General features: G+C 59.2%; 17 protein-coding genes. 6 read left to right on the forward strand and 11 right to left on the reverse strand.

What is annotated here, in order from left to right; genetic code table 11:
* Window positions 1-90: 90 nt before the first annotated feature.
* The 9 genes from NTD86_RS08295 to NTD86_RS08335 form a co-directional block, all read right to left on the reverse strand.
* Window positions 91-1,020, reverse strand: a complete 930-nt coding sequence (locus NTD86_RS08295) for a ketoacyl-ACP synthase III (RefSeq protein WP_262201715.1) — start codon at window positions 1,018-1,020, stop codon at window positions 91-93.
* A 339-nt stretch (window positions 1,021-1,359) separates the two neighbouring features.
* Entirely contained in the window at window positions 1,360-2,949 is a 1,590-nt protein-coding gene (locus NTD86_RS08300) for a flagellar hook-associated protein 3 (RefSeq protein ID WP_262201716.1), read from the reverse strand.
* A 14-nt stretch (window positions 2,950-2,963) separates the two neighbouring features.
* Entirely contained in the window at window positions 2,964-5,009 is a 2,046-nt protein-coding gene (gene flgK / locus NTD86_RS08305; RefSeq protein ID WP_262201717.1) for a flagellar hook-associated protein FlgK, read from the reverse strand.
* Window positions 5,010-5,019: 10 nt separating this feature from the next.
* Window positions 5,020-6,276 carry a flagellar assembly peptidoglycan hydrolase FlgJ gene (gene flgJ, locus NTD86_RS08310; protein WP_262201718.1) on the reverse strand — a complete coding sequence of 419 codons (1,257 nt, stop codon included), beginning with the start codon at window positions 6,274-6,276 and terminating at the stop codon, window positions 5,020-5,022.
* 10 nt (window positions 6,277-6,286) lie between these two features.
* Entirely contained in the window at window positions 6,287-7,396 is a 1,110-nt protein-coding gene (locus NTD86_RS08315) for a flagellar basal body P-ring protein FlgI (RefSeq protein ID WP_262201719.1), read from the reverse strand.
* A gap of 12 nt (window positions 7,397-7,408) precedes the next feature.
* Entirely contained in the window at window positions 7,409-8,104 is a 696-nt protein-coding gene (gene flgH, locus NTD86_RS08320) for a flagellar basal body L-ring protein FlgH (RefSeq protein WP_262201720.1), read from the reverse strand.
* Between the two features lie 21 nt (window positions 8,105-8,125).
* Window positions 8,126-8,911 carry a flagellar basal-body rod protein FlgG gene (gene flgG, locus NTD86_RS08325; protein WP_262201721.1) on the reverse strand — a complete coding sequence of 262 codons (786 nt, stop codon included), beginning with the start codon at window positions 8,909-8,911 and terminating at the stop codon, window positions 8,126-8,128.
* 46 nt (window positions 8,912-8,957) lie between these two features.
* Window positions 8,958-9,698: a flagellar basal body rod protein FlgF gene (locus NTD86_RS08330; RefSeq protein ID WP_262201722.1), complete on the reverse strand. Its 741-nt coding sequence runs from the start codon at window positions 9,696-9,698 to the stop codon at window positions 8,958-8,960.
* Window positions 9,699-9,912: 214 nt separating this feature from the next.
* Window positions 9,913-11,475 carry a sigma-54-dependent transcriptional regulator gene (locus NTD86_RS08335; RefSeq protein WP_262201723.1) on the reverse strand — a complete coding sequence of 521 codons (1,563 nt, stop codon included), beginning with the start codon at window positions 11,473-11,475 and terminating at the stop codon, window positions 9,913-9,915.
* Between the two features lie 341 nt (window positions 11,476-11,816).
* Between NTD86_RS08335 and phhA the strand changes: the two genes are divergently transcribed.
* The 6 genes from phhA to NTD86_RS08365 all read left to right on the forward strand — a co-directional run bounded on the left by phhA (window position 11,817) and on the right by NTD86_RS08365 (window position 16,053).
* A complete protein-coding gene (gene phhA, locus NTD86_RS08340; protein ID WP_262201724.1) occupies window positions 11,817-12,608 on the forward strand; it encodes a phenylalanine 4-monooxygenase in 792 nt (263 codons plus the stop codon).
* A 45-nt stretch (window positions 12,609-12,653) separates the two neighbouring features.
* The gene (locus NTD86_RS08345; RefSeq protein ID WP_262201725.1) at window positions 12,654-13,010 is read left to right on the forward strand and encodes a 4a-hydroxytetrahydrobiopterin dehydratase; all 357 of its coding nucleotides are present in this window, start codon (window positions 12,654-12,656) and stop codon (window positions 13,008-13,010) included.
* The gene (locus NTD86_RS08350) at window positions 13,010-14,206 is read left to right on the forward strand and encodes an amino acid aminotransferase (protein ID WP_262201727.1); all 1,197 of its coding nucleotides are present in this window, start codon (window positions 13,010-13,012) and stop codon (window positions 14,204-14,206) included. The genes NTD86_RS08345 and NTD86_RS08350 overlap by 1 nt, the downstream gene beginning before the upstream one ends.
* 224 nt (window positions 14,207-14,430) lie before the next feature.
* Window positions 14,431-14,562 (forward strand): hypothetical protein, encoded by a 132-nt coding sequence (locus NTD86_RS08355; RefSeq protein WP_262201729.1) that lies wholly within the window; start codon window positions 14,431-14,433, stop codon window positions 14,560-14,562.
* 90 nt (window positions 14,563-14,652) lie between these two features.
* Window positions 14,653-14,829: a hypothetical protein gene (locus NTD86_RS08360; RefSeq protein ID WP_262201730.1), complete on the forward strand. Its 177-nt coding sequence runs from the start codon at window positions 14,653-14,655 to the stop codon at window positions 14,827-14,829.
* Window positions 14,830-14,865: 36 nt separating this feature from the next.
* The gene (locus NTD86_RS08365; RefSeq protein WP_262201731.1) at window positions 14,866-16,053 is read left to right on the forward strand and encodes an MFS transporter; all 1,188 of its coding nucleotides are present in this window, start codon (window positions 14,866-14,868) and stop codon (window positions 16,051-16,053) included.
* A 101-nt stretch (window positions 16,054-16,154) separates the two neighbouring features.
* Here NTD86_RS08365 and arfB read toward each other — a convergent pair whose 3' ends face one another.
* Together arfB and NTD86_RS08375 are read right to left on the reverse strand one after the other, a co-directional pair.
* Window positions 16,155-16,568 (reverse strand): alternative ribosome rescue aminoacyl-tRNA hydrolase ArfB, encoded by a 414-nt coding sequence (arfB, locus tag NTD86_RS08370; protein ID WP_262201732.1) that lies wholly within the window; start codon window positions 16,566-16,568, stop codon window positions 16,155-16,157.
* 87 nt (window positions 16,569-16,655) lie between these two features.
* On the reverse strand, window positions 16,656-18,074 hold the full coding sequence (locus tag NTD86_RS08375) for an amino acid permease (protein ID WP_262201733.1): 1,419 nt from the start codon (window positions 18,072-18,074) through the stop codon (window positions 16,656-16,658).
* Between the last annotated feature and the right edge of the window lie 550 nt (window positions 18,075-18,624).

Raw genomic sequence — 18,624 nt, forward strand, 5'->3', positions numbered from 1 at the left:
CCCGGGGCCGACGATTTTTTTAAAAAAAAAAACCCCCCCCCCCCCCCCCCCGCTCCTACAGCGGGGTCGATTGTTGTGTCTGGCGAGTGTTTAGTCGCGATAAATAATCGCCGAACCCCACGACAGGCCCACACCGAACCCGCTCAACGCTACGCGCTTCCAGGTGGCGTCCATCACGTGTTTTTCCAGCAGCAACGGAATGCTCGACGACACGGTGTTGCCGGTCTCGACCATGTCTTTGATGAACTTCTCTGGCTCGCTTTCTTCAAAACGGCGGGCCACAGCGTCAACAATCGCCGCACTGCCCTGGTGGATGCAGAACGCGTCAATGTCTGTGGCTTTCAGCTCAGACTCGTCCAGCAGTTCGTGCAGGTGTGCAGGCACTTTGACCAGCGCGAAGTTGAACACCTGGCGGCCGTTCATGAAGAACACGCCGTCGCTGACTTTCAAGTGCGGTGCGCCCGAACCGTCGGTGCCGAACTTGGCTTTGCCCAACTGCCAGGTGGCGTCTTCGCCCATCCAGGTGGCAGTGGCGGCGTCGCCAAACAGCATGGTGGTGTTACGGTCTTCGGGATCGACGATTTTGGAGTACGGATCGGCAGTCACCAGCAAGCCGTTTTTCAGGCCCGCCGCTTCCATAAAGCCTTTCATGGCGTAGATGCCATAGACGTAGCCCGAACAGCCGAGGGAGATATCGAACGCAGCCACGTGGGTCGGCAGGCCGAGTTTGTCTTGCACGATGGCAGCCGTGTGCGGCAAGCCTTCGGCATCACCGTTCTGGGTGACGACGATCAGCGCGTCGATGGATTCACGCGCGAGCTGCGGGTTGTTGGCGAACAGTGCGTTGACTGCCTCGACACACAGGTCTGAGGTTTCCTGGTCAGCATCTTTACGCGGCAAGAAGGCTGAACCTATCTTGCCCAGAATGAAGTCTTCGTCCTTGGAGAACTTCGCGCCCTGGGCGTAGTTGTCTACACCGTTTGCGGGCACGTAACTGGCGATGCTTTTAATGCCAATCATTGTGGCTTCCCAATACTAAATAGCTGGAGATCACCCGCTCAGACAATTGAGGGGCGTTGACAATAAGAGGGCTTCGTCGCGCACAACAGCGGCGAAATCGGGCACCAGACACCTTGTACATCACCACACAAAACCATCAAAAAAGGCCCGGCACCCGCCCATAGGTTTCACACGATACAGTGAAGATGCCCGTTGTGACTCATAGGTCACTCTAATTTGTGTGGTTTTATACAAAAGATTTCACAGAAGCCGCAGTCGCCGACGAGGCACGAGGCTGCGATGCGCCAAAAAAGGGGCGCTTCGCAGCCTCGTGCCTCGTCAGCGACTACCTGGGGTCGATCAGAGCTGGTTGAACAGGCTCAGTTGGGAGATTTTGACGAACGCCAGCTGCGAGGCCTCGAGCATGGATTTCTGGAACGCCAACTGTGTGGCCGCGCTGGCAGTGTCGGTGTTGCCGATGGCTGCGGTGGTGGAGTCGTTGGCCAGACCCAGGCTGGTGTTTTCGTCATATTGAATGTCGACCGCATTCAACCGCGCACCGATTGAACCCCGCGCCGCGTCGAGACTGGTGCTGGCGTTTTTCAGATTGCCGATCGCGGTGTTGATCGCGTCACGCTGCATGCGCGCAGCAGCCGGGTCTTTTTCACTCGGCACCACCAGCGCCTTGCGCAACTCGCTGAGGGTGTCCAGCGCGCTCTGGCTCTGGTGATTGTTGTTGCTGACAACAAACTGGTCGCCCGACGCCGGGGCGCCGGTAAAGTCAAATTTGACGCCCATGGCATTCAACGAGCCATCGGCCAAAGTGCCCTTGGCAATCGACTTGCTGCTGTCAGTCACCGGCTGGGCATACACCTCGTAGTCGGTGGCGCTGGTGAATTTGATCACCGCGCCGTTGCTCGGAAAACTGTCCCCGTAGCTGGCTGCATCGGTCACGGTCGAGCCGGTGATTTGCGCGGTCGAGGTGTTGCTCGGGGTGCGCGAGGCGTTGAAGGTGTCGGGCTTGGCTTGCAAGGTAAAGGTATGCCCTTTGACCGCCGCATCCTGATCGGCCGGGGCGATGTCCTTGAGGTTCAGGTTGATGTCGAACGACACCCCGCGCAGGCTGATGCTGTGCGCACCTTCTTTGGTCGAATCAAACACCCCGTTACCCGGGATCTCCGAGGTCACGTCTTTGCCGTCGGCGTCTTTCAAGGTGTATTGGGTGCTGCTGGTGAATTCCAGAGTGTACGGCTGACCCGAGGCAAAGCTCTTGTTGAACACCGCACTGGAGGTCACCAGGCCCGATGACACCGCGACCACGCCCTTGTCGGGCACGACGGCGCCGTCTTCGTCGAGCATCGGCTGCAAGGTGGTCTGGGTGCGCCCGGTATTCACCGAGTTTTCCATGAAGCTTTTGGCCGTGTCGCTGCCCGCCAGGGTCAGGGTGTCGGAGATTTTGAGATTGAGCTGCGTGTCGTCACCCTGATAGGTGTAGGTGCCGTCGTTGTTGCGAATATACGGCTGGGTGTCGGTCTTGGAGCCCGAGAACATGTAGTTGCCCGAGGCATCTTTGCTGTTGAGCAAGCTGAACACCTGGTCTTCGATGCTGCTCAGTTCATTGGCAATCGCCACACGGTCCGCGTCAGCCGTCACCCCACCCGCCCGCAGCGCCAGTTCACCGGCCTTTTGCAGCGAGTTGTTGATGCTGTCAAGCACGCTCTCCTGGTTACTCAACGACGACTTGATGCTGTCCATATTGGCGGAATACTGGCCCAGCATGTCTTTTTGCTGTTGCAGTTGCAGCAGCCGCGCCGCCCCCACCGGGTCATCGCCCGCCGTCTGGATACGCACGCCGGAGTCAATCTGCTGCTGGGTCTTGATCACCGACGAGAAGTTGTTCTGGTAGGTGGTGCTGGTCGACTCAAAAAACTGGGCAGTAGAAATACGCATCGTCGAGTGCTCCCTTAAAGACTGTTGATCAGCGTGCTGAAGGTTTCTTGCGCCGCCTTGATGATTTGCGACGATGCGGTGTAGTACTGCTGAAACTTGACCAGGTTGGAGGCTTCTTCGTCCAGGTTGACCTGCGACACCGAGTTGCGGGTTTGCGTGGCGTACGCCAGGGCTGCGGTGTTGGCGGTGCCGTCCACGCCTGCCTGGCTGGCTTTGCCGCCGACCTTGGAGACCAATTGGCTGTACGAGGTCCCCAGGCTCACCCCGCCCCCGCCGCCGGTTACCCCCACGGTCTGCTTGGTTTGCAGGCCGAGCAACTGGTTGGCGTTGCTGTTGTCGGCCTTGCCGTCCTTGTTGAAGCGAATGTCAAAGCTATCACCCTTGGCCGGCGAGCCGCTGAGGGTGGTGTCAAAATTGACGGTTTTTGGCGTGCCGTCCTGGTTGGTGACCGCCGCGCCAGAGGCATCGAGCACCGGTACCTTGATCGTGACTTTGTTGTCCTGGCCCGGAACGATGGTGCCTTCGCCGATTTTCTCGCCCTTTTCGTTGAGGATGCGATAGCTCTGGGTGCCGCCGCTGGCTTCGTCAAAGGTGATGCGCACTGGCATCGCACCTTCGATTTCGCTTTGCGACTTGCCCAGATCGGCGCCGCCATAAATATCCAGCGCTTGCGACAGGCTCAAGCCGCTGGCAGCGCCGGTGCCACTGTTGGAGCCGCCCTTGACGGCCACCAACGGCCCGGCAAATGCCAATTTACTGGCATCGGTCATTTGCACGCTGATGCCGCTGGCGCCGTTCGCGGTCGGGCTGACCTTGAAACTGTCGCCCTTGCTCAACGCGCCGCCATTGAGGCTCATGCTGAAGCCGTCGATCACTGCGGGCGGGTCTTGGTCAAGACGGAAGGCGCCCATGTTGGTGCCGTCCGAGCGTTTGACCGTGTACTCGTTGTCGCTGGTGAACGTGACCTGATAGTCGTAGGTGGTCAGGGCGCCACTGTTGGTGATTTTCACGTCCAGGTTGCCTGAGCCTGCGCTGTTGCCGGTCGCGGCCAGGCTGCGCTGGCTAATCGCCTTGTCGCTGTTGATGCTGCTGAACATCGACGAACCAAATTCGCCGTTGGCGTCCAGCCCCTGCCCTAGCTGCCGGTTGACCGCATCGGCCAGCACAATGGCCGTGCGCCCCAGCTCATTGATGGCCGGAGCCAGCACGTCTGAACGATAGCGCAGCAGGCCGCCGATCTTGCCGCCAGTGAGCACCGAGGTCACGTCCGAGCTGGACTGCGGATAGTTGATCTGGATGCTGTATTGGCTTTTGTCGGTTTTACTGGGCACCGCCGACAAGGTGTTGGAGGTATTGCCCTGTACCAGCGCCTGGCCCGTGCCGAGGGTAATGTCGTACACGTTGTCGTGTTCTTGCACCGTCACCCCAACCAACTCGTTGAGGGTGCGCACGGCTTCGTTGCGGGCATCCATCAGGTCGTTGGGGGTGTTGCCCGCGGTGGTGGCCTGGGCGATCTGCTTGTTCAGCGAGGCAATGGTGGCCGTATGCTGGTTGACCATCGAGGTCAGCGTGTCCAGCTGGCTGTTGATGCCTTCGTTCTGTTGGTTGAGCTGCGTGGAGATCGAATTGAAACGGTTGGTCAGGGTTTGCGCGTTGGTCAGCAGCAATTGCCGCGAGGAACTGTCTGCCGGCGATCCAGCCGCCGTTTGCAGCGAGGCGAAAAAGCTGTTGAGCGCCGCCGACACACCGGTGCTTTTGTCCGAGAGCAACTTGTCGATCGAGCCGATCTGATCAAGATAGGCCTGGGCATCGCCATTGAGCGACGTGGTGGTCTGCAACTGGGCGTCGAGGTAGGAGTTGTACACCCGGCGCACGTCGGCCAGGGTAGTCCCGGTGCCGATGAACACCCCGCTCACTTGCTGCGAGCCCGCGCTGCTCTGCACGATTTGCTGGCGCGAGTAGCCCGAGGTATTGGCGTTGGCAATGTTATTGCCCACGGTGGCCAAGGCCCCTTGGCTGGCGTTAAGCCCCGACATCCCGATGTTGATCAAACTCGCCATGGTTCAAACCTTATAAATGCGTGAGAGAACCCGTCGAGACGTAGCTCTGGTAGGTTTTCATTTGCTTGGCAATCTGCGAAATCTTGCTCGCGTACTCAGGGTCGGTCGCGTATCCGGCCTTCTGCAGCTCACGAACAAACTGCTCTGGTTTATCGGCTGCGTTGAGCACTTCTTTATAACGATTGTTGCTCTGCAGCAGCGTCACCAGGTCGTGAAAACTGTCCTGATAGGAGTTGTAGGAACGGAAGTCCGCCGTCTCCTTGACCATTTGCCCATCGCGGAACTCACTGGTAATGGCCCGCGCCTGGGCGCCCTGCCAATTGCCGGTGGCCTTGATGCCGAACAGGTTGTAACTGCTGTTGCCGTTTTGTTGACGCATGACCGATTTGCCCCAGCCGGTTTCCAATGCGGCTTGCGCCACCAGGTACAGCGGGTCGACGCCGATTCGGTCGGCCGCCTGCTGCGCCATCGGCAACATCGTGGCAACAAACGCATCCGGCGATTCAAAGGCCTGTTTAGCCGGTGCCAAGGGTGGCTGGGCCATGGCGCGGCCATAAATCTGCATGCGCCCGTGCACACCCGAGGCGCTGAGCATCGGCTGCCGACTCCCTTTGATGACGGCGTCCAGCGCGGCGCTGGTCCTGCCCGGCACAGTGCCGGTATTGAGCGTTGAACGCGCAGGGTCGGCAGATGGCACGATCCCGGCCAACAGGCGATCGGTCAATTTGCTCGGCAAAGCCAGACGACGCTGGTTGAGCATCGCCATGTCATTTTTGTGCCCGACATCCACCGCCGGCGTCGCCACACGGGCGGCCCACAAGGCCCGCTGGCCATTGGAGCGGACAAACGGACTGTTCGTCGGGGGCGTCGCGGGTGCAGTGACTTTGGTTTCAGCGGCCACAGCAGGCGTAGCCGGCACGTCACCCGGTACCACCGATTTGTTTTTCGACATCTGGCGCATCAGCACGTCAGCCAGACCAATGCCGCCACCCTGACGCGACAAGGTCACCGACAGTTGCTGGTCGTACATTTCCTGATACTGCTTGGCCGCTGGCGTGTTGAGCGGGTTGTCCTTGCCCAGCACTTCGTTGGCCGAGCGCATGGACTTGAGCATTTCGTTGAGGAACAGCGACTCGAATTCCTGCGCCACCTTGCGCATATTGCCGTCGCTGTTACGGTCGCCCACCTTCAGGTTGTTCAGACGATTAAGGTCGCTGAACGCCCCCGAATCGCTATCACTGACGACACCGCTCTTACGCATATCCATGCTGCCAGCCTCAGATCACGATCAGGTCGGCTTGCAAGGCGCCGGCCTGTTTCAGGGCTTCGAGGATCGCCATCAAGTCCCCTGGCGCCGCGCCAACCTGGTTCACCGCCCGCACAATCTCGTCGAGGGTGGTACCCGGGCCAAACTTGAACATCGGCTTGGCTTCTTGCTGGGCGTTGATCCGCGAACGCGGCACCACGGCGGTCTGGCCGTTGGACAGTGGGCCCGGCTGGCTGACAATCGGGTCTTCGGTGATGGTCACGGTCAGGCTGCCGTGGGTCACGGCGGCGGGCGAAACCTTGACGTTTTGCCCGATCACGATGGTGCCAGTGCGTGAGTTGATGATGACCTTGGCCACCGCCTGCCCCGGGTCGACTTCGAGGTTTTCCAGAATCGACAGGTAGTCGACACGCTGGCTTGGGTCCAGTGGCGCCGTGACGCGAATCGAGCCGCCGTCAATCGCCTGGGCCACGCCCGGGCCGAGCAGATCATTGATTTTGTCCACCACACGCTTGGCGGTGGTGAAGTCGGAGCGATTGAGGTTCAGTGTCAGGCTATTGCCCTGGTTGAAACCACTGGGCACAGCCCGTTCAACCGAAGCACCGCCCGGGATACGCCCGGCTGACGGCACGTTAACGGTGATTTTCGAACCATCACGGCCCTCGGCATCAAAGCCACCGACCACCAGGTTGCCTTGGGCAACCGCGTAGACGTTGCCGTCAATGCCCTTGAGCGGCGTCAGCAACAACGTGCCGCCGCGCAGGCTTTTGGAGTTGCCGATGGAGGACACGGTGATGTCGATCACCTGGCCCGGCTTGGCGAACGCAGGCAAATCGGCACTGACCGACACTGCTGCGACGTTTTTCAACTGCACGTTGCCCGACCCTGGCGGCACTTTGATGCCGAATTGCGAGAGCATGTTGTTGAAGGTTTGCAGGGTGAACGGAGTTTGCGTGGTCTGGTCGCCCGTGCCGTTAAGCCCGACCACCAGGCCATAACCAATCAATTGGTTGGAACGCACGCCCGAAATGCTGGCGATGTCTTTCAACCGCTCGGCATGGGCGCCCAGGGTTGTCGACAACAGCAGAACGGCTGCCAGCAGATGCTTGATTTTCAGCATGGTCGGTCCGGTTTAAAAAGGAAACAGTGGGCTAAGGAAGAAACGATCAAACCAACCGGGCTGGCTGGCATCGGCAAACGAGCCTGTTCCCGAATAGGTGATGCGCGCATCCGCCACGCGGGTCGAAGACACGGTGTTGTCGGTGGTGATGTCGTCCGCGCGTACCAGACCTGCGATACGCACCAGCTCGTCGCCGGTGTTTAGGGTCATCCACTTCTCGCCGCGTACGGCGATGATGCCGTTGGGCAGCACATCGGCCACGGTCACGGTGATCGAACCGGTCAGGCTATTGCCCTGCCCGGCCTTGCTGTCGCCTTTGGTTGCGCGGCTGCCGCTGTAACCGGCGTTGAGGCTCAGGTCAGCGCCACCCAACGGGTTGTTGGTGGTCATGCCGCCACCGAACAGCGAAGTCAGGCCGATGTTGGTGTTGCTGTTTTTGCCGATGGCCGAGTTGGCGTTCTTGCTCGCCTGGGTGCGCTCGTTCAGGGTGATGGTGATGATGTCACCGACCCGGAAAGCCTTGCGGTCGCTGTACAGGTTCTGTTCAAAACCGGCCTGGTAGATCGAGCCGTTGTTGGCCGCAGCCGGCAACGGGGTGCGCGGCAGTACCGGGGCGTAATACGGATCGTTAGGACGTGGCGGCGGGCTGACACACCCCGCCAGGAACGTTACGCCACCCAGTGCCAGAACAGAAATAAAGCGTTTCATGACCTCTCCCGCTTCACGTAATTACAGATTTTGCGTCACAAACGAGAGCATTTGATCGGCGGTGGAGATCACTTTGGAGTTCATCTCGTAAGCACGCTGGGTGGTGATCATGTTGACCATCTCTTCAACGGTGCTGACGTTCGAGGTTTCGAGGGTGTTCTGCATGGTGGTGCCGAAACCGTTCAAGCCCGGCGTACCGATTTGCGGCGCGCCGCTGGAAGCAGTTTCCAGGAACAAGTTGCCGCCCTGGGCCTGCAAGCCGGCCGGGTTGATAAAGTCGGCGGTTTGCAGGTTGCCGATGATCTGCGCAGCGGCGTTGCCCGGAACGGTCACCGACACGGTGCCGTCCTGGCCGACAGTGAAGGTATCGGCGTCGGCCGGCACCACAATCGCAGGCTCCAGGGCAAAGCCGCTGGCGGTGACGATCTGGCCGTTCGAATCCAGGTGAAAAGTACCGTCACGGGTGTAGGCCGTGGTCCCGTCCGGCTGCAGGATCTGGAAAAAACCACGGCCATTGATGGCCATGTCCAACGGCTGCTCGGTGGTTTGCAGGCTACCGGCGGTGAAGTTCTTTTGCGTGCCGACAATGCGCACGCCGGTGCCCAGTTGCAGGCCCGAAGGCAGCTCGCTGTCCTGGGTCGATTGGGCGCCGGGCTGGCGTTTGATCTGGTACAGCAAGTCCTGGAACTCGGCACGATCACGCTTGAAGCCCGTGGTCGAAACGTTGGCCAGGTTGTTGGAAATGGTCGTCAGGTTGGTGTCTTGTGCAGCCAAACCCGTTTTTGCAACCCACAGTGCCGGAAGCATGCGTGCTCTCCTCGTGCGCCGGTTTTTCGGCGCAACGTGTCAGTAATTAGCTCATGGCCAGGACGCGAGTCATGGCCTGATCGTCTTCTTTGGCGGTGTTCATCATTTTGATGTGCAACTCGAACTGCTTGGACAGGGCCAGCACCGACGTCATCTCTTCGACGGCGTTGACGTTGCTGGCCTCCAGGAACCCCGAGGTCACCCGCACACTGGCCTCGGCTTGCGCAGGCTGGCCGTTAGCGGTGTGGATCAGACCGTCGAGGCCTTTAGTCATGTTGCGCAGGTCCGGCTGGACCAGCTTGATGCGGTCCACTTCAGCCATCACCCGCGGCCCCTCACCCATGGCGCGGATGCTGATGGTGCCGTCCTCGCCCACTTCGATTTGCTGCTGCGGCGGCACGGCGATAGGCCCGCCATTGCCCATCACCGGCATGCCGTTGCCGGCCCGCAGAATGCCCAGAGAGTCCACGTTCATGCTGGCGGTGCGCACATAAGCTTCGCTGCCATCGGGCGCCTGCACGGCCAACCAGCCATCGCCCTTGACGGCGATGTCCAGGTCGCGACCGGTTTGCACCAGAGCGCCGGGCGTGAAGTCCGTGGCTGGACGCTCGCTCATGGCAAAGGCCCGTGCGGGAAAGCTGTCGCCAAACACCGGCATCGAACGCGCCTGTTCCAGATCGCGCTGAAAGCCATTGGTTGAGATGTTCGCCAGATTGTTGGCATGCGCCTTTTGCGCCAGAGCATTCTGACTGGCGCCGGTCATTGCCACATAAAGGTACTTGTCCACACTCATTCCTCTGCCTGACGGACGCTTGCCGTCCACCGCCGTACTGCAGAGGTACTAGCAATTTACGCACCAACTTTATTTTGACGCGGGCAAAGGCCGTGCTGGAGGGGGTTGAGGGCGTTTTTGAGGCGTGACAGAAACCGCAAACCGGCGTGGTTATGCCGGTTGCGGCAAAGGGCGGCCTGTTCGACACAACAACGGTGGGAGCGCGATGTTAATCCCGGCCCGGCTTGATGATGCCGTGCTCACGCAGTTTGTTGGCGATGGTGGTGTGCGAAACGCCCAAGCGCTTGCCCAGCAGGCGGCTGCTCGGGTGTTCGGAGTACAGGCGCTCCAACACGGTTTTTTCAAAGCGCCCGACGATTTGATCCAGCCCGCCCTCCATCGAAAACTCACCCAGCGGCTGACGCACGCCGTAATCCGGCAAGCGGATGTGTTCGGCCTTGACCACCCCGCCATCGCACAGCGACACCGCCTGGAACAGCACGTTTTCCAATTGCCGCACGTTGCCCGGCCAATGGTAGTGGCTCAGGCGATCCATGGCCGCCGGGGCCAGGCGTGGCAACGCACAGCCAATTTGCCGACTGGCCTGATCGAGAAAATGCTCGACCAACGGTTCAAGCCCGTCCAGACAATCGCGCAGCGGCGGGATGTGTAACGACAACACATTGAGGCGGTGGTAAAGATCCTGGCGAAATTCGCCTCGGGCACACAGCTCTGACAAATCCACCTGCGTGGCGCACATCACGCGCACATCCAGGTAGACCTCTTCGTCGCTGCCGACACGGCGAAAGCAGCCGTCCTGCAAGAAGCGCAGCAATTTGACCTGCAGGCGCGGGCTCATTTCGCCCACGCCATCCAGGAATAACGTACCGCCTGCGGTCAGTTCCAACAGCCCCAGCTTGCCCTCGGCCCGTGCCCCTTCGAATGCACCCGGCCCGTAGCCGAACAGTTCGGTTTCAGCCATCGACTCGGGCAAACCGGCGCAGTTGAGCGCCATCAGCGGCGATTGCCCACGCGGGCTGGCCAGGTGGCAGGCGCGCGCCAGTAACTCTTTGCCGGTGCCGGTTTCGCCTTCTATTAATAGAGGCGCATCCAGGGGTGCCATACGTCGGGCTTCACGGACCACGGCGGCCATGACTTTTGAGCTTTGGAAAATACTGTCGAAGCCGCGCAGTTCCTGTTTGCGCACGTTGTAGATCTGCTCGCCCAGACGATCCGCACGGTGCAGTGTAAGCACCGCCCCGGCCATGGCCTCGCTGTCATCGTGCTCCAGTTGCAGCGGCGCGATGTCAGCCAGAAACACATGCCCCTTGATCTTGACCCGCAGGCCGTTGATCCGCGATTTGTTCGCTCGCACCAGTTCAGGCAAGTCGAAGTCTTCGGCGTAGCGCGACAGGGCAATGCCCGGCACTTCATCGACGCGCACGCCGAGCAACTGCGCCGCCGCACGGTTGGCCGCGACAATCGAGCCGCCCATGTCGATGGACAGCACGGGGAATTCCAGCGCGCCGAGCAAGGCGTTGAGTTCCATGTGCCTGCGCTCGCTGGGCATCAGCCCTACGCGTTTGACGCCAAAAACCCCGGCGATGGTTTCAAACTTCGGGCGTAGTGCCTGAAACTGAAGATTGATCAGGTTAGGGCAAAACAGATAGATCGCGTTGCCCTGGTCGCCCCCAACCTCGCCGCGCTTGACGTTGATGCCGTAGGCCACCAACAGATTGAGAATGTCACGCAGGATGCCAATCCGGTTTTGGCAGTGGACTTTGATACGCATGGGGCAAGGCTCGGCTGTGTCTTTATTGTAGGAGCGAGCTTGCCTCGCGATCTGTTGATGGTTTTAAAAGATCGCGAGGCAAGCTCGCTCCTACAGGGGGTGTTTATTTGTTCGGGAAAGCATTTCGCTGTCACGATTTTTTGACGATTTTGCAATTACCCACGCAAGAATGACAGTTCAATTGTCTCGTCGTAACGAATTATTTACGGAATAGGCACATCATTCCGGCAACAGACACCTTTACCCGGCTGCATCCGGCCAGCACTTGGGATATCACTTAACCCACGAATACGCGCCGTCCCTGACAGAACAATAAAAACGATTTCTCTGCGGAGAGCACCATGAAGCAAACGAAATACGTCGCCCGTGAGCCGGATGCCAATGGCTTTATCGACTACACACCCGAGGAACACGGGGTGTGGAATACGCTGATTACCCGTCAGCTCAAATTGCTCGAGGGCCGCGCCTGCCCCGAGTACATGCAGGGCATCGAGAAGCTCGGCCTGCCCCACGATCGCATCCCGCAACTGAGCGAAATCAACAAAGTGCTGGGCGAAACCACTGGCTGGCAAGTTGCCCGGGTGCCGGCACTGATCCCCTTCCAGACTTTTTTCGAATTACTGGCCAGCAAGCAGTTCCCCGTAGCGACTTTTATTCGTACGCCCGAAGAACTAGATTACCTGCAAGAGCCGGATATTTTCCACGAGATTTTTGGCCATTGCCCGCTGCTGACAAACCCATGGTTTGCTGAATTCACTCACACCTACGGCAAACTCGGCCTGCAAGCGAGCAAAGAGCAGCGCGTGTATCTGGCCCGCCTCTATTGGATGACCATTGAGTTTGGCCTGGTGGATACCGCAGAAGGCAAACGCGTGTATGGCGGCGGAATTCTCTCTTCGCCTAAAGAAACGGTTTACAGCTTGTCTTCAGAACCCGAACATCAGCCGTTCGATCCGCTGGAAGCTATGCGCACGCCGTATCGTATTGATATTTTGCAGCCCCTGTACTTTGTGCTGCCGGACTTGAAGCGCCTGTTTGACCTGGCCCAGGAAGACATCATGGGCATGGTCGAACAAGGCATGGCGCTGGGGTTACATGCGCCCAAGTTCCCGCCCAAGCCCAAAGCGGCTTGACCCTCCATTTTCCAGACCAATAAAAATCGATTTCAGGAACACACCATGAACACATTGAACCAAGCCCACTGCGAAGCCTGCCGCGCCGATGCCCCACAAGTCAGCGATGAAGAGTTGCCGATTCTGATCAAGCAGATCCCGGACTGGAATATCGAAGTTCGCGACGGCATCATGCAGCTGGAAAAGGTTTTTCTGTTCAAGAATTTCAAGCATGCCCTGGCGTTTACCAACGCCGTTGGCGAAATCTCTGAAGCTGAAGGCCATCACCCAGGCCTGCTGACCGAGTGGGGCAAAGTCACCGTGACATGGTGGAGCCACTCGATCAAAGGTCTGCACCGTAACGACTTCATCATGGCGGCACGGACTGATGACGTGGCCAAGACCGCCGAGGGGCGCAAGTAATGCATTTCGCAGCCATTGGCCGGGTGCCGGGCGATCCGATTTTGGGCTTGATCGACGCTTATCACCAGGACAGTAACCCGAACAAATTTGATCTGGGCGTGGGCGTCTACAAAGACCCCAACGGCCTGACGCCGATCCTGCACTCGGTGAAACTGGCCGAGCAGCGGCTGGTGGATCAACAGCAGACCAAAACCTATATCGGCGGCCACGGTGACAGCCGTTTCGGCCAACTGATCAGCGAACTGGTGTTGGGCACTGAATCGCCACTCTTGGCCAGCAAACGCGCCGGGGCTACACAAACCCCTGGCGGCACCGGCGCATTGCGACTGGTGGCCGATTTTATCGCGCACTGTCTGCCAGGGCGCGGGATCTGGCTGAGCGACCCGACCTGGCCGATCCACGAAAGCATTTTCGCGGAAGCCGGGCTGAAGGTCAGTCACTACCCTTACGTGGGCAGCGACAACGCGCTCAACGTCGAGGCCATGCTGCAATCGTTGGAGCAAGCGCCGGAAGGCGACGTGGTCCTGCTGCACGCGTGCTGCCACAACCCGACCGGGTTCGACCTGTCGCACGACGACTGGCTGAACGTTCTGGACGTGGTTCGCCGTCGTCATCTGCTGCCTCTGATCGACTTTGCCTATCAGGGCTTCGGAGACGGCCTGGAGGCGGACGCCTGGTCAACGCGCCTGTTCGCCCGTGAACTGCCAGAAGTGCTGATCACCAGCTCCTGCTCGAAGAACTTCGGCCTGTATCGCGAACGTGTTGGCGCGTTGATCGTCTGCACCGACACTGCCGACAAGCTCACCGATGTACGCAGCCAACTGGCTTATCTGGCCCGCAACCTGTGGTCCAACCCGCCAGATCACGGCGCAGCTGTGGTGACCACCATCCTCGGGGATGCTCAGCTCAAGGCCCAATGGGCGGATGAAGTGGAAGCCATGCGCAGCCGCATCGCGCACCTGCGCGCCGGGCTGGTGGAAGCCCTGACGCCGTACGGTCTGGCCGAGCACTTTGCGCATATCAACCAGCAACGCGGGATGTTTTCGTACACCGGATTGAACGCCGAGCAAGTGCAAGTGCTGCGTGAAAAACACAGCGTGTACATGGTCGGCTCCGGACGCGCCAATATTGCCGGCGTCGATGGCACCCGCCTCGACTCGCTGGCCAAGGCGATTGCCCAGGTCTGTAAGCACTAAAAAACCTGTAGGCGCGAGCTTGCCTCGCGATCTTTTGAGCGTTTAAAAGATCGCGAGGCAAGTTCGCGCCTACAGGGCTGTTACAACATGAATAAATCGCCACATTCGGCGCCAGACGCAATAAAAAGACAAATTGTCACACTCTCTCCTGTATCCTGCCCTTGCTTTTTAAAAGCGCGGATTTACCCAGCGATTTAAAAACACACCTTACGAGGAGCGCGACGATGCACGAAATCCCAAACCTCCCCTTCCCAAGCCTGCATGAACCTCAGCAGCCAACCCCGCAACACACCAGTGGCGAAAACCCCGCACTGGAAGAGGCTCAGGATAGCCTCCAGGCCGATAGCGAAGACTGACCGGCCCTCTCTCAGGCGGTGCGAAAAGCTTCTGGTTTTTCATACCGCCTGACACAATTGCGCCACCCTTCTCTTCTCGCGGACTAAAGCGTGACCGACACCTTCAGCGACACCCAGGCCAGCGTGCTGATCGGCACCGCCGAAAAAATGATTGAACTCTGGGAGCGTCTCAGCCCGGAAAAACAAGCCCTTCTGCTTAAGCGCTTCGGCACCCAGGAAAATGCACTGGCTGCTTTAATCGCGACACAATTGGTTGCACCATTGTAATCTGCACCCAACCGCTCCCCGCAGGACCCCTACCCAATGCCTGAAACACAGCGCCCTATGGCAATCACGCTGCAAGTGGTTTCCATTGTTCTGTTTACCTTTATCGGCTATTTGAACATCGGCATCCCGCTCGCCGTATTGCCCGGCTACGTTCACAACCATCTGGGTTACGGCACGGTGATCGCCGGCCTGGTGATCAGTGTGCAATACCTGGCCACGCTGCTGAGCCGCCCGTATGCCAGCCGGATCATCGACAACCAGGGCAGCAAGCGCGCGGTCATGTATGGCCTGGCTGGCTGCGGCTTGAGCGGTGTGCTCATGCTGACCTCCAGTTGGTTGTCGCAGACACCCGCGCTGAGCCTGATCAGCCTGTTGCTCGGGCGTCTGGTCCTGGGCAGCGCCGAAAGCCTGGTGGGTTCGGGTTCGATCGGTTGGGGGATCGGTCGCGTTGGCGCGGCGCACACAGCCAAGGTGATTTCCTGGAACGGCATCGCCAGTTACGGCGCCATTGCCATTGGCGCCCCGTTGGGTGTGGTGATGGTCGGGTATTTGGGCATGTGGAGCCTGGGCGTAAGCATCATTGCCTTGGCCACGCTGGGTTTGCTGCTGGCCTGGCCAAAAGTGGCGGCACCGATTGTCAGCGGCGTGCGCTTGCCGTTCCTGCACGTGCTCGGCCGGGTGCTGCCGCACGGTACTGGCTTGGCGCTGGGCTCGATTGGCTTTGGCACCATCGCCACCTTTATCACCCTGTACTACGCCACCAATCACTGGGAAAACGCCGCGCTGTGCCTGAGCCTGTTTGGCGCCAGCTTTATCAGTGCGCGGCTGCTATTTGGCAACATGATCAACCGCATTGGCGGTTTTCGGGTGGCGATTGCCTGCCTGAGTGTCGAAACCCTGGGCCTGTTGCTGCTGTGGCTGGCACCCAATCCGCACTTGGCATTGGCCGGCGCGGCGCTGAGTGGCTTTGGCTTTTCGCTGGTATTCCCGGCACTGGGGGTCGAGGCGGTCAATCTGGTCCCCGCCTCTAGCCGAGGCGCGGCAGTGGGCGCGTACTCGCTGTTCATCGACCTGTCATTGGGCATTACCGGGCCGCTGGTGGGCGCCGTGGCCGCTGGTTTTGGCTTTACCTCGATCTTCCTGTTTGCGGCCCTGGCGGCGTTTGGCGGTGTAGTGCTGAGTGTTTATTTGTATCGGCAGGCAAAGCTTGCACGAGGCAGCTAAGAACAACCCTCACCCCAGCCCTCTCCCGCAGGAGAGGGAGCTGATTTTCGGTGACCTTAAGTCTGCATGCGGTCAGTTCCCTCTGTGTGGGGCTTTTGGCTTTAAAAGTCGACCTTGCCGCGGCCAGCCTTGATGTTGCCGCGCTTGGTCTTGGATTCCAGGCGACGCTTTTTCGACCCCAGGGTCGGCTTGGTCGGGCGGCGCTTTTTCTCGACTTTGGTGGCGCTCAGGATCAACTCGACCAGACGCTCCAGCGCATCCGCCCGGTTCTGCTCCTGGGTGCGGTATTGCTGCGCCTTGATGATCAGCACGCCATCAGTGGTGATGCGGCTGTCACGCAGCGCCAACAGCCGCTCTTTGTAAAAAGGCGGCAACGACGAGTTGGGGATGTCGAAGCGCAAATGCATCGCGCTTGAGACTTTGTTGACGTTCTGCCCGCCTGCGCCTTGGGCTCGAATGGCCGTCAGCTCGATTTCGTCATCGTGGATGTGAACGTTGTTGGAGATCACCAGCATTAATAAGGTCCGTCAGCAGGGCGTGCAGCATACCCCACAAACAACACACCCGGCGCGATGGCCGGGTGTGTTGACATACCGCTCAGTTTATTTGGCTGAGCTGTAAACCGCAGGCGCGGCCAGTGCTTCACGCTTGGCTTTGAACCAGTAGCAAATCCCCATGAAGGCCACCCACACCGGTATGGCGAATACCGAGATGCGAATGCCCGGGATCAACAGCATGATCACCAGGATGAACGCCACGAACGCCAGGCAAACGAAGTTGCCGTAGGGGTACCACAACGCTTTGAACAGCGGCGTTTGCGCAGTTTTGTTCATGTGCTGGCGGAACTTGAAGTGCGAGAAGCTGATCATCGCCCAGTTGATGACCAGCGTGGCCACGACCAGCGACATCAGCAGTTCCAGCGCATCGTGCGGCATCCAGTAGTTGAGCAATACCGCGATCACTGTGACGGCCGCCGAGGCCAGAATGGCATTGACCGGCACGCCGCGCTTGTCGATTTTAGCCAGCGATTTCGGCGCATCGCCCTGTTGCGCCATGCCCAGCAGCATACGGCTGTTGCAGTAGGTGCCGCTGTTGTACACCGACAACGCTGCGGTCAGGACCACAAAGTTGAGGATGTGCGCTGCAGTGTTGCTGCCCAGCATCGAGAACACTTGAACAAACGGGCTGCTGCTGTAGCTGTCGCCCCCGGCATTCAGGGTTTCAAGGAGCGAGTCCCACGGGGTCAGCGACAGCAGGACAACCAGTGCACCGATGTAGAAAATCAGAATGCGGTAGATGACCTGGTTGATCGCCTTAGGGATCACCGTGCGCGGCTTGTCGGCTTCTGCAGCGGTGAAACCGAGCATTTCCAGGCCACCGAACGAGAACATGATGAAGGCCATGGCCATCAGCAAGCCAGTCACGCCATGCGGGAAGAAACCGCCGTGATCCCACAGGTTGGACACGGAAGCCTGAGGGCCGCCATTACCACTGGTCAGCAAATAACTGCCCAGGGCGATCATGCCGATAATCGCCACGACCTTGATGATCGCGAACCAGAACTCGGCCTCGCCGAACACTTTGACGTTGGTCAGGTTGATCACGTTGATCAGGATGAAGAAGGCGGCTGCCGAAGCCCAGGTCGGGATCTCGGGCCACCAATAATGCACATATTTACCGACGGCGGTCAGTTCGGACATGCCGACCAGGATGTACAGCACCCAGCAGTTCCAGCCCGACAGGAAGCCGGCAAAGCCGCCCCAGTATTTGTGGGCAAAATGGCTGAAGGAGCCAGCAACGGGCTCTTCGACGATCATTTCACCGAGTTGGCGCATGATCATGAAGGCAATGAAGCCGCAGATGGCATAGCCCAGAATCATCGACGGGCCGGCGGACTTCAGTACCCCGGCAGAGCCAAGGAACAAGCCGGTACCAATCGCGCCCCCAAGGGCAATCAGCTGGATATGACGATTTTTCAGGCCGCGTTTAAGCTCACCTGATTGCGAGGTTTTTCCACTCATTGAAAGCGTTCCACACAAGGTTTGATGTGATTCAGTGCGATGTAGCTTGAGCACCAGAGGCAGTGATCGAAGGGTCTACAACACACATCAAACCCCAGCGCAGGCGCCAGGAATCCAAGGTTGTTTCACGAGTCATGCGTCACCTGTTTGTTTTTATCTGTGACGGAATCGAACCCGCAACGCTTGTGGCGATGCGGAGTTAACAAGGCGGGTTAGCCTCGAGGTTTTGGCCACTCATCACGGAGTTGAGCAGCGCAAACAGCGCGGGTACGCAATTGGGTCACAGTTAAAACGCGGCGCATTGTACACCCGCTTGTAGGCAAGATCCCATCACACCGCCGTTTGCAACACGAAACAAGCCAATAAACGGTCAGAAATAGTACACGCAGCTCTTTTTCCGGAAAGTATTCTTTACAACAGTGGCAAAACAGGCAGTTCTGCCGGATAACCTGTTGATTTTGTAGAGATAGCTTTACGAGGCGTAAAGAAAAATTTCCACCTGTAGACCTGCTTTTGTAGGAGCGGGGGGGGGGGGGGGGGGGGGGGTGTT

It is taken from the genome of Pseudomonas sp. 7P_10.2_Bac1, assembly GCF_025465935.1.
Taxonomy (GTDB): Bacteria; Pseudomonadota; Gammaproteobacteria; order Pseudomonadales; family Pseudomonadaceae; genus Aquipseudomonas.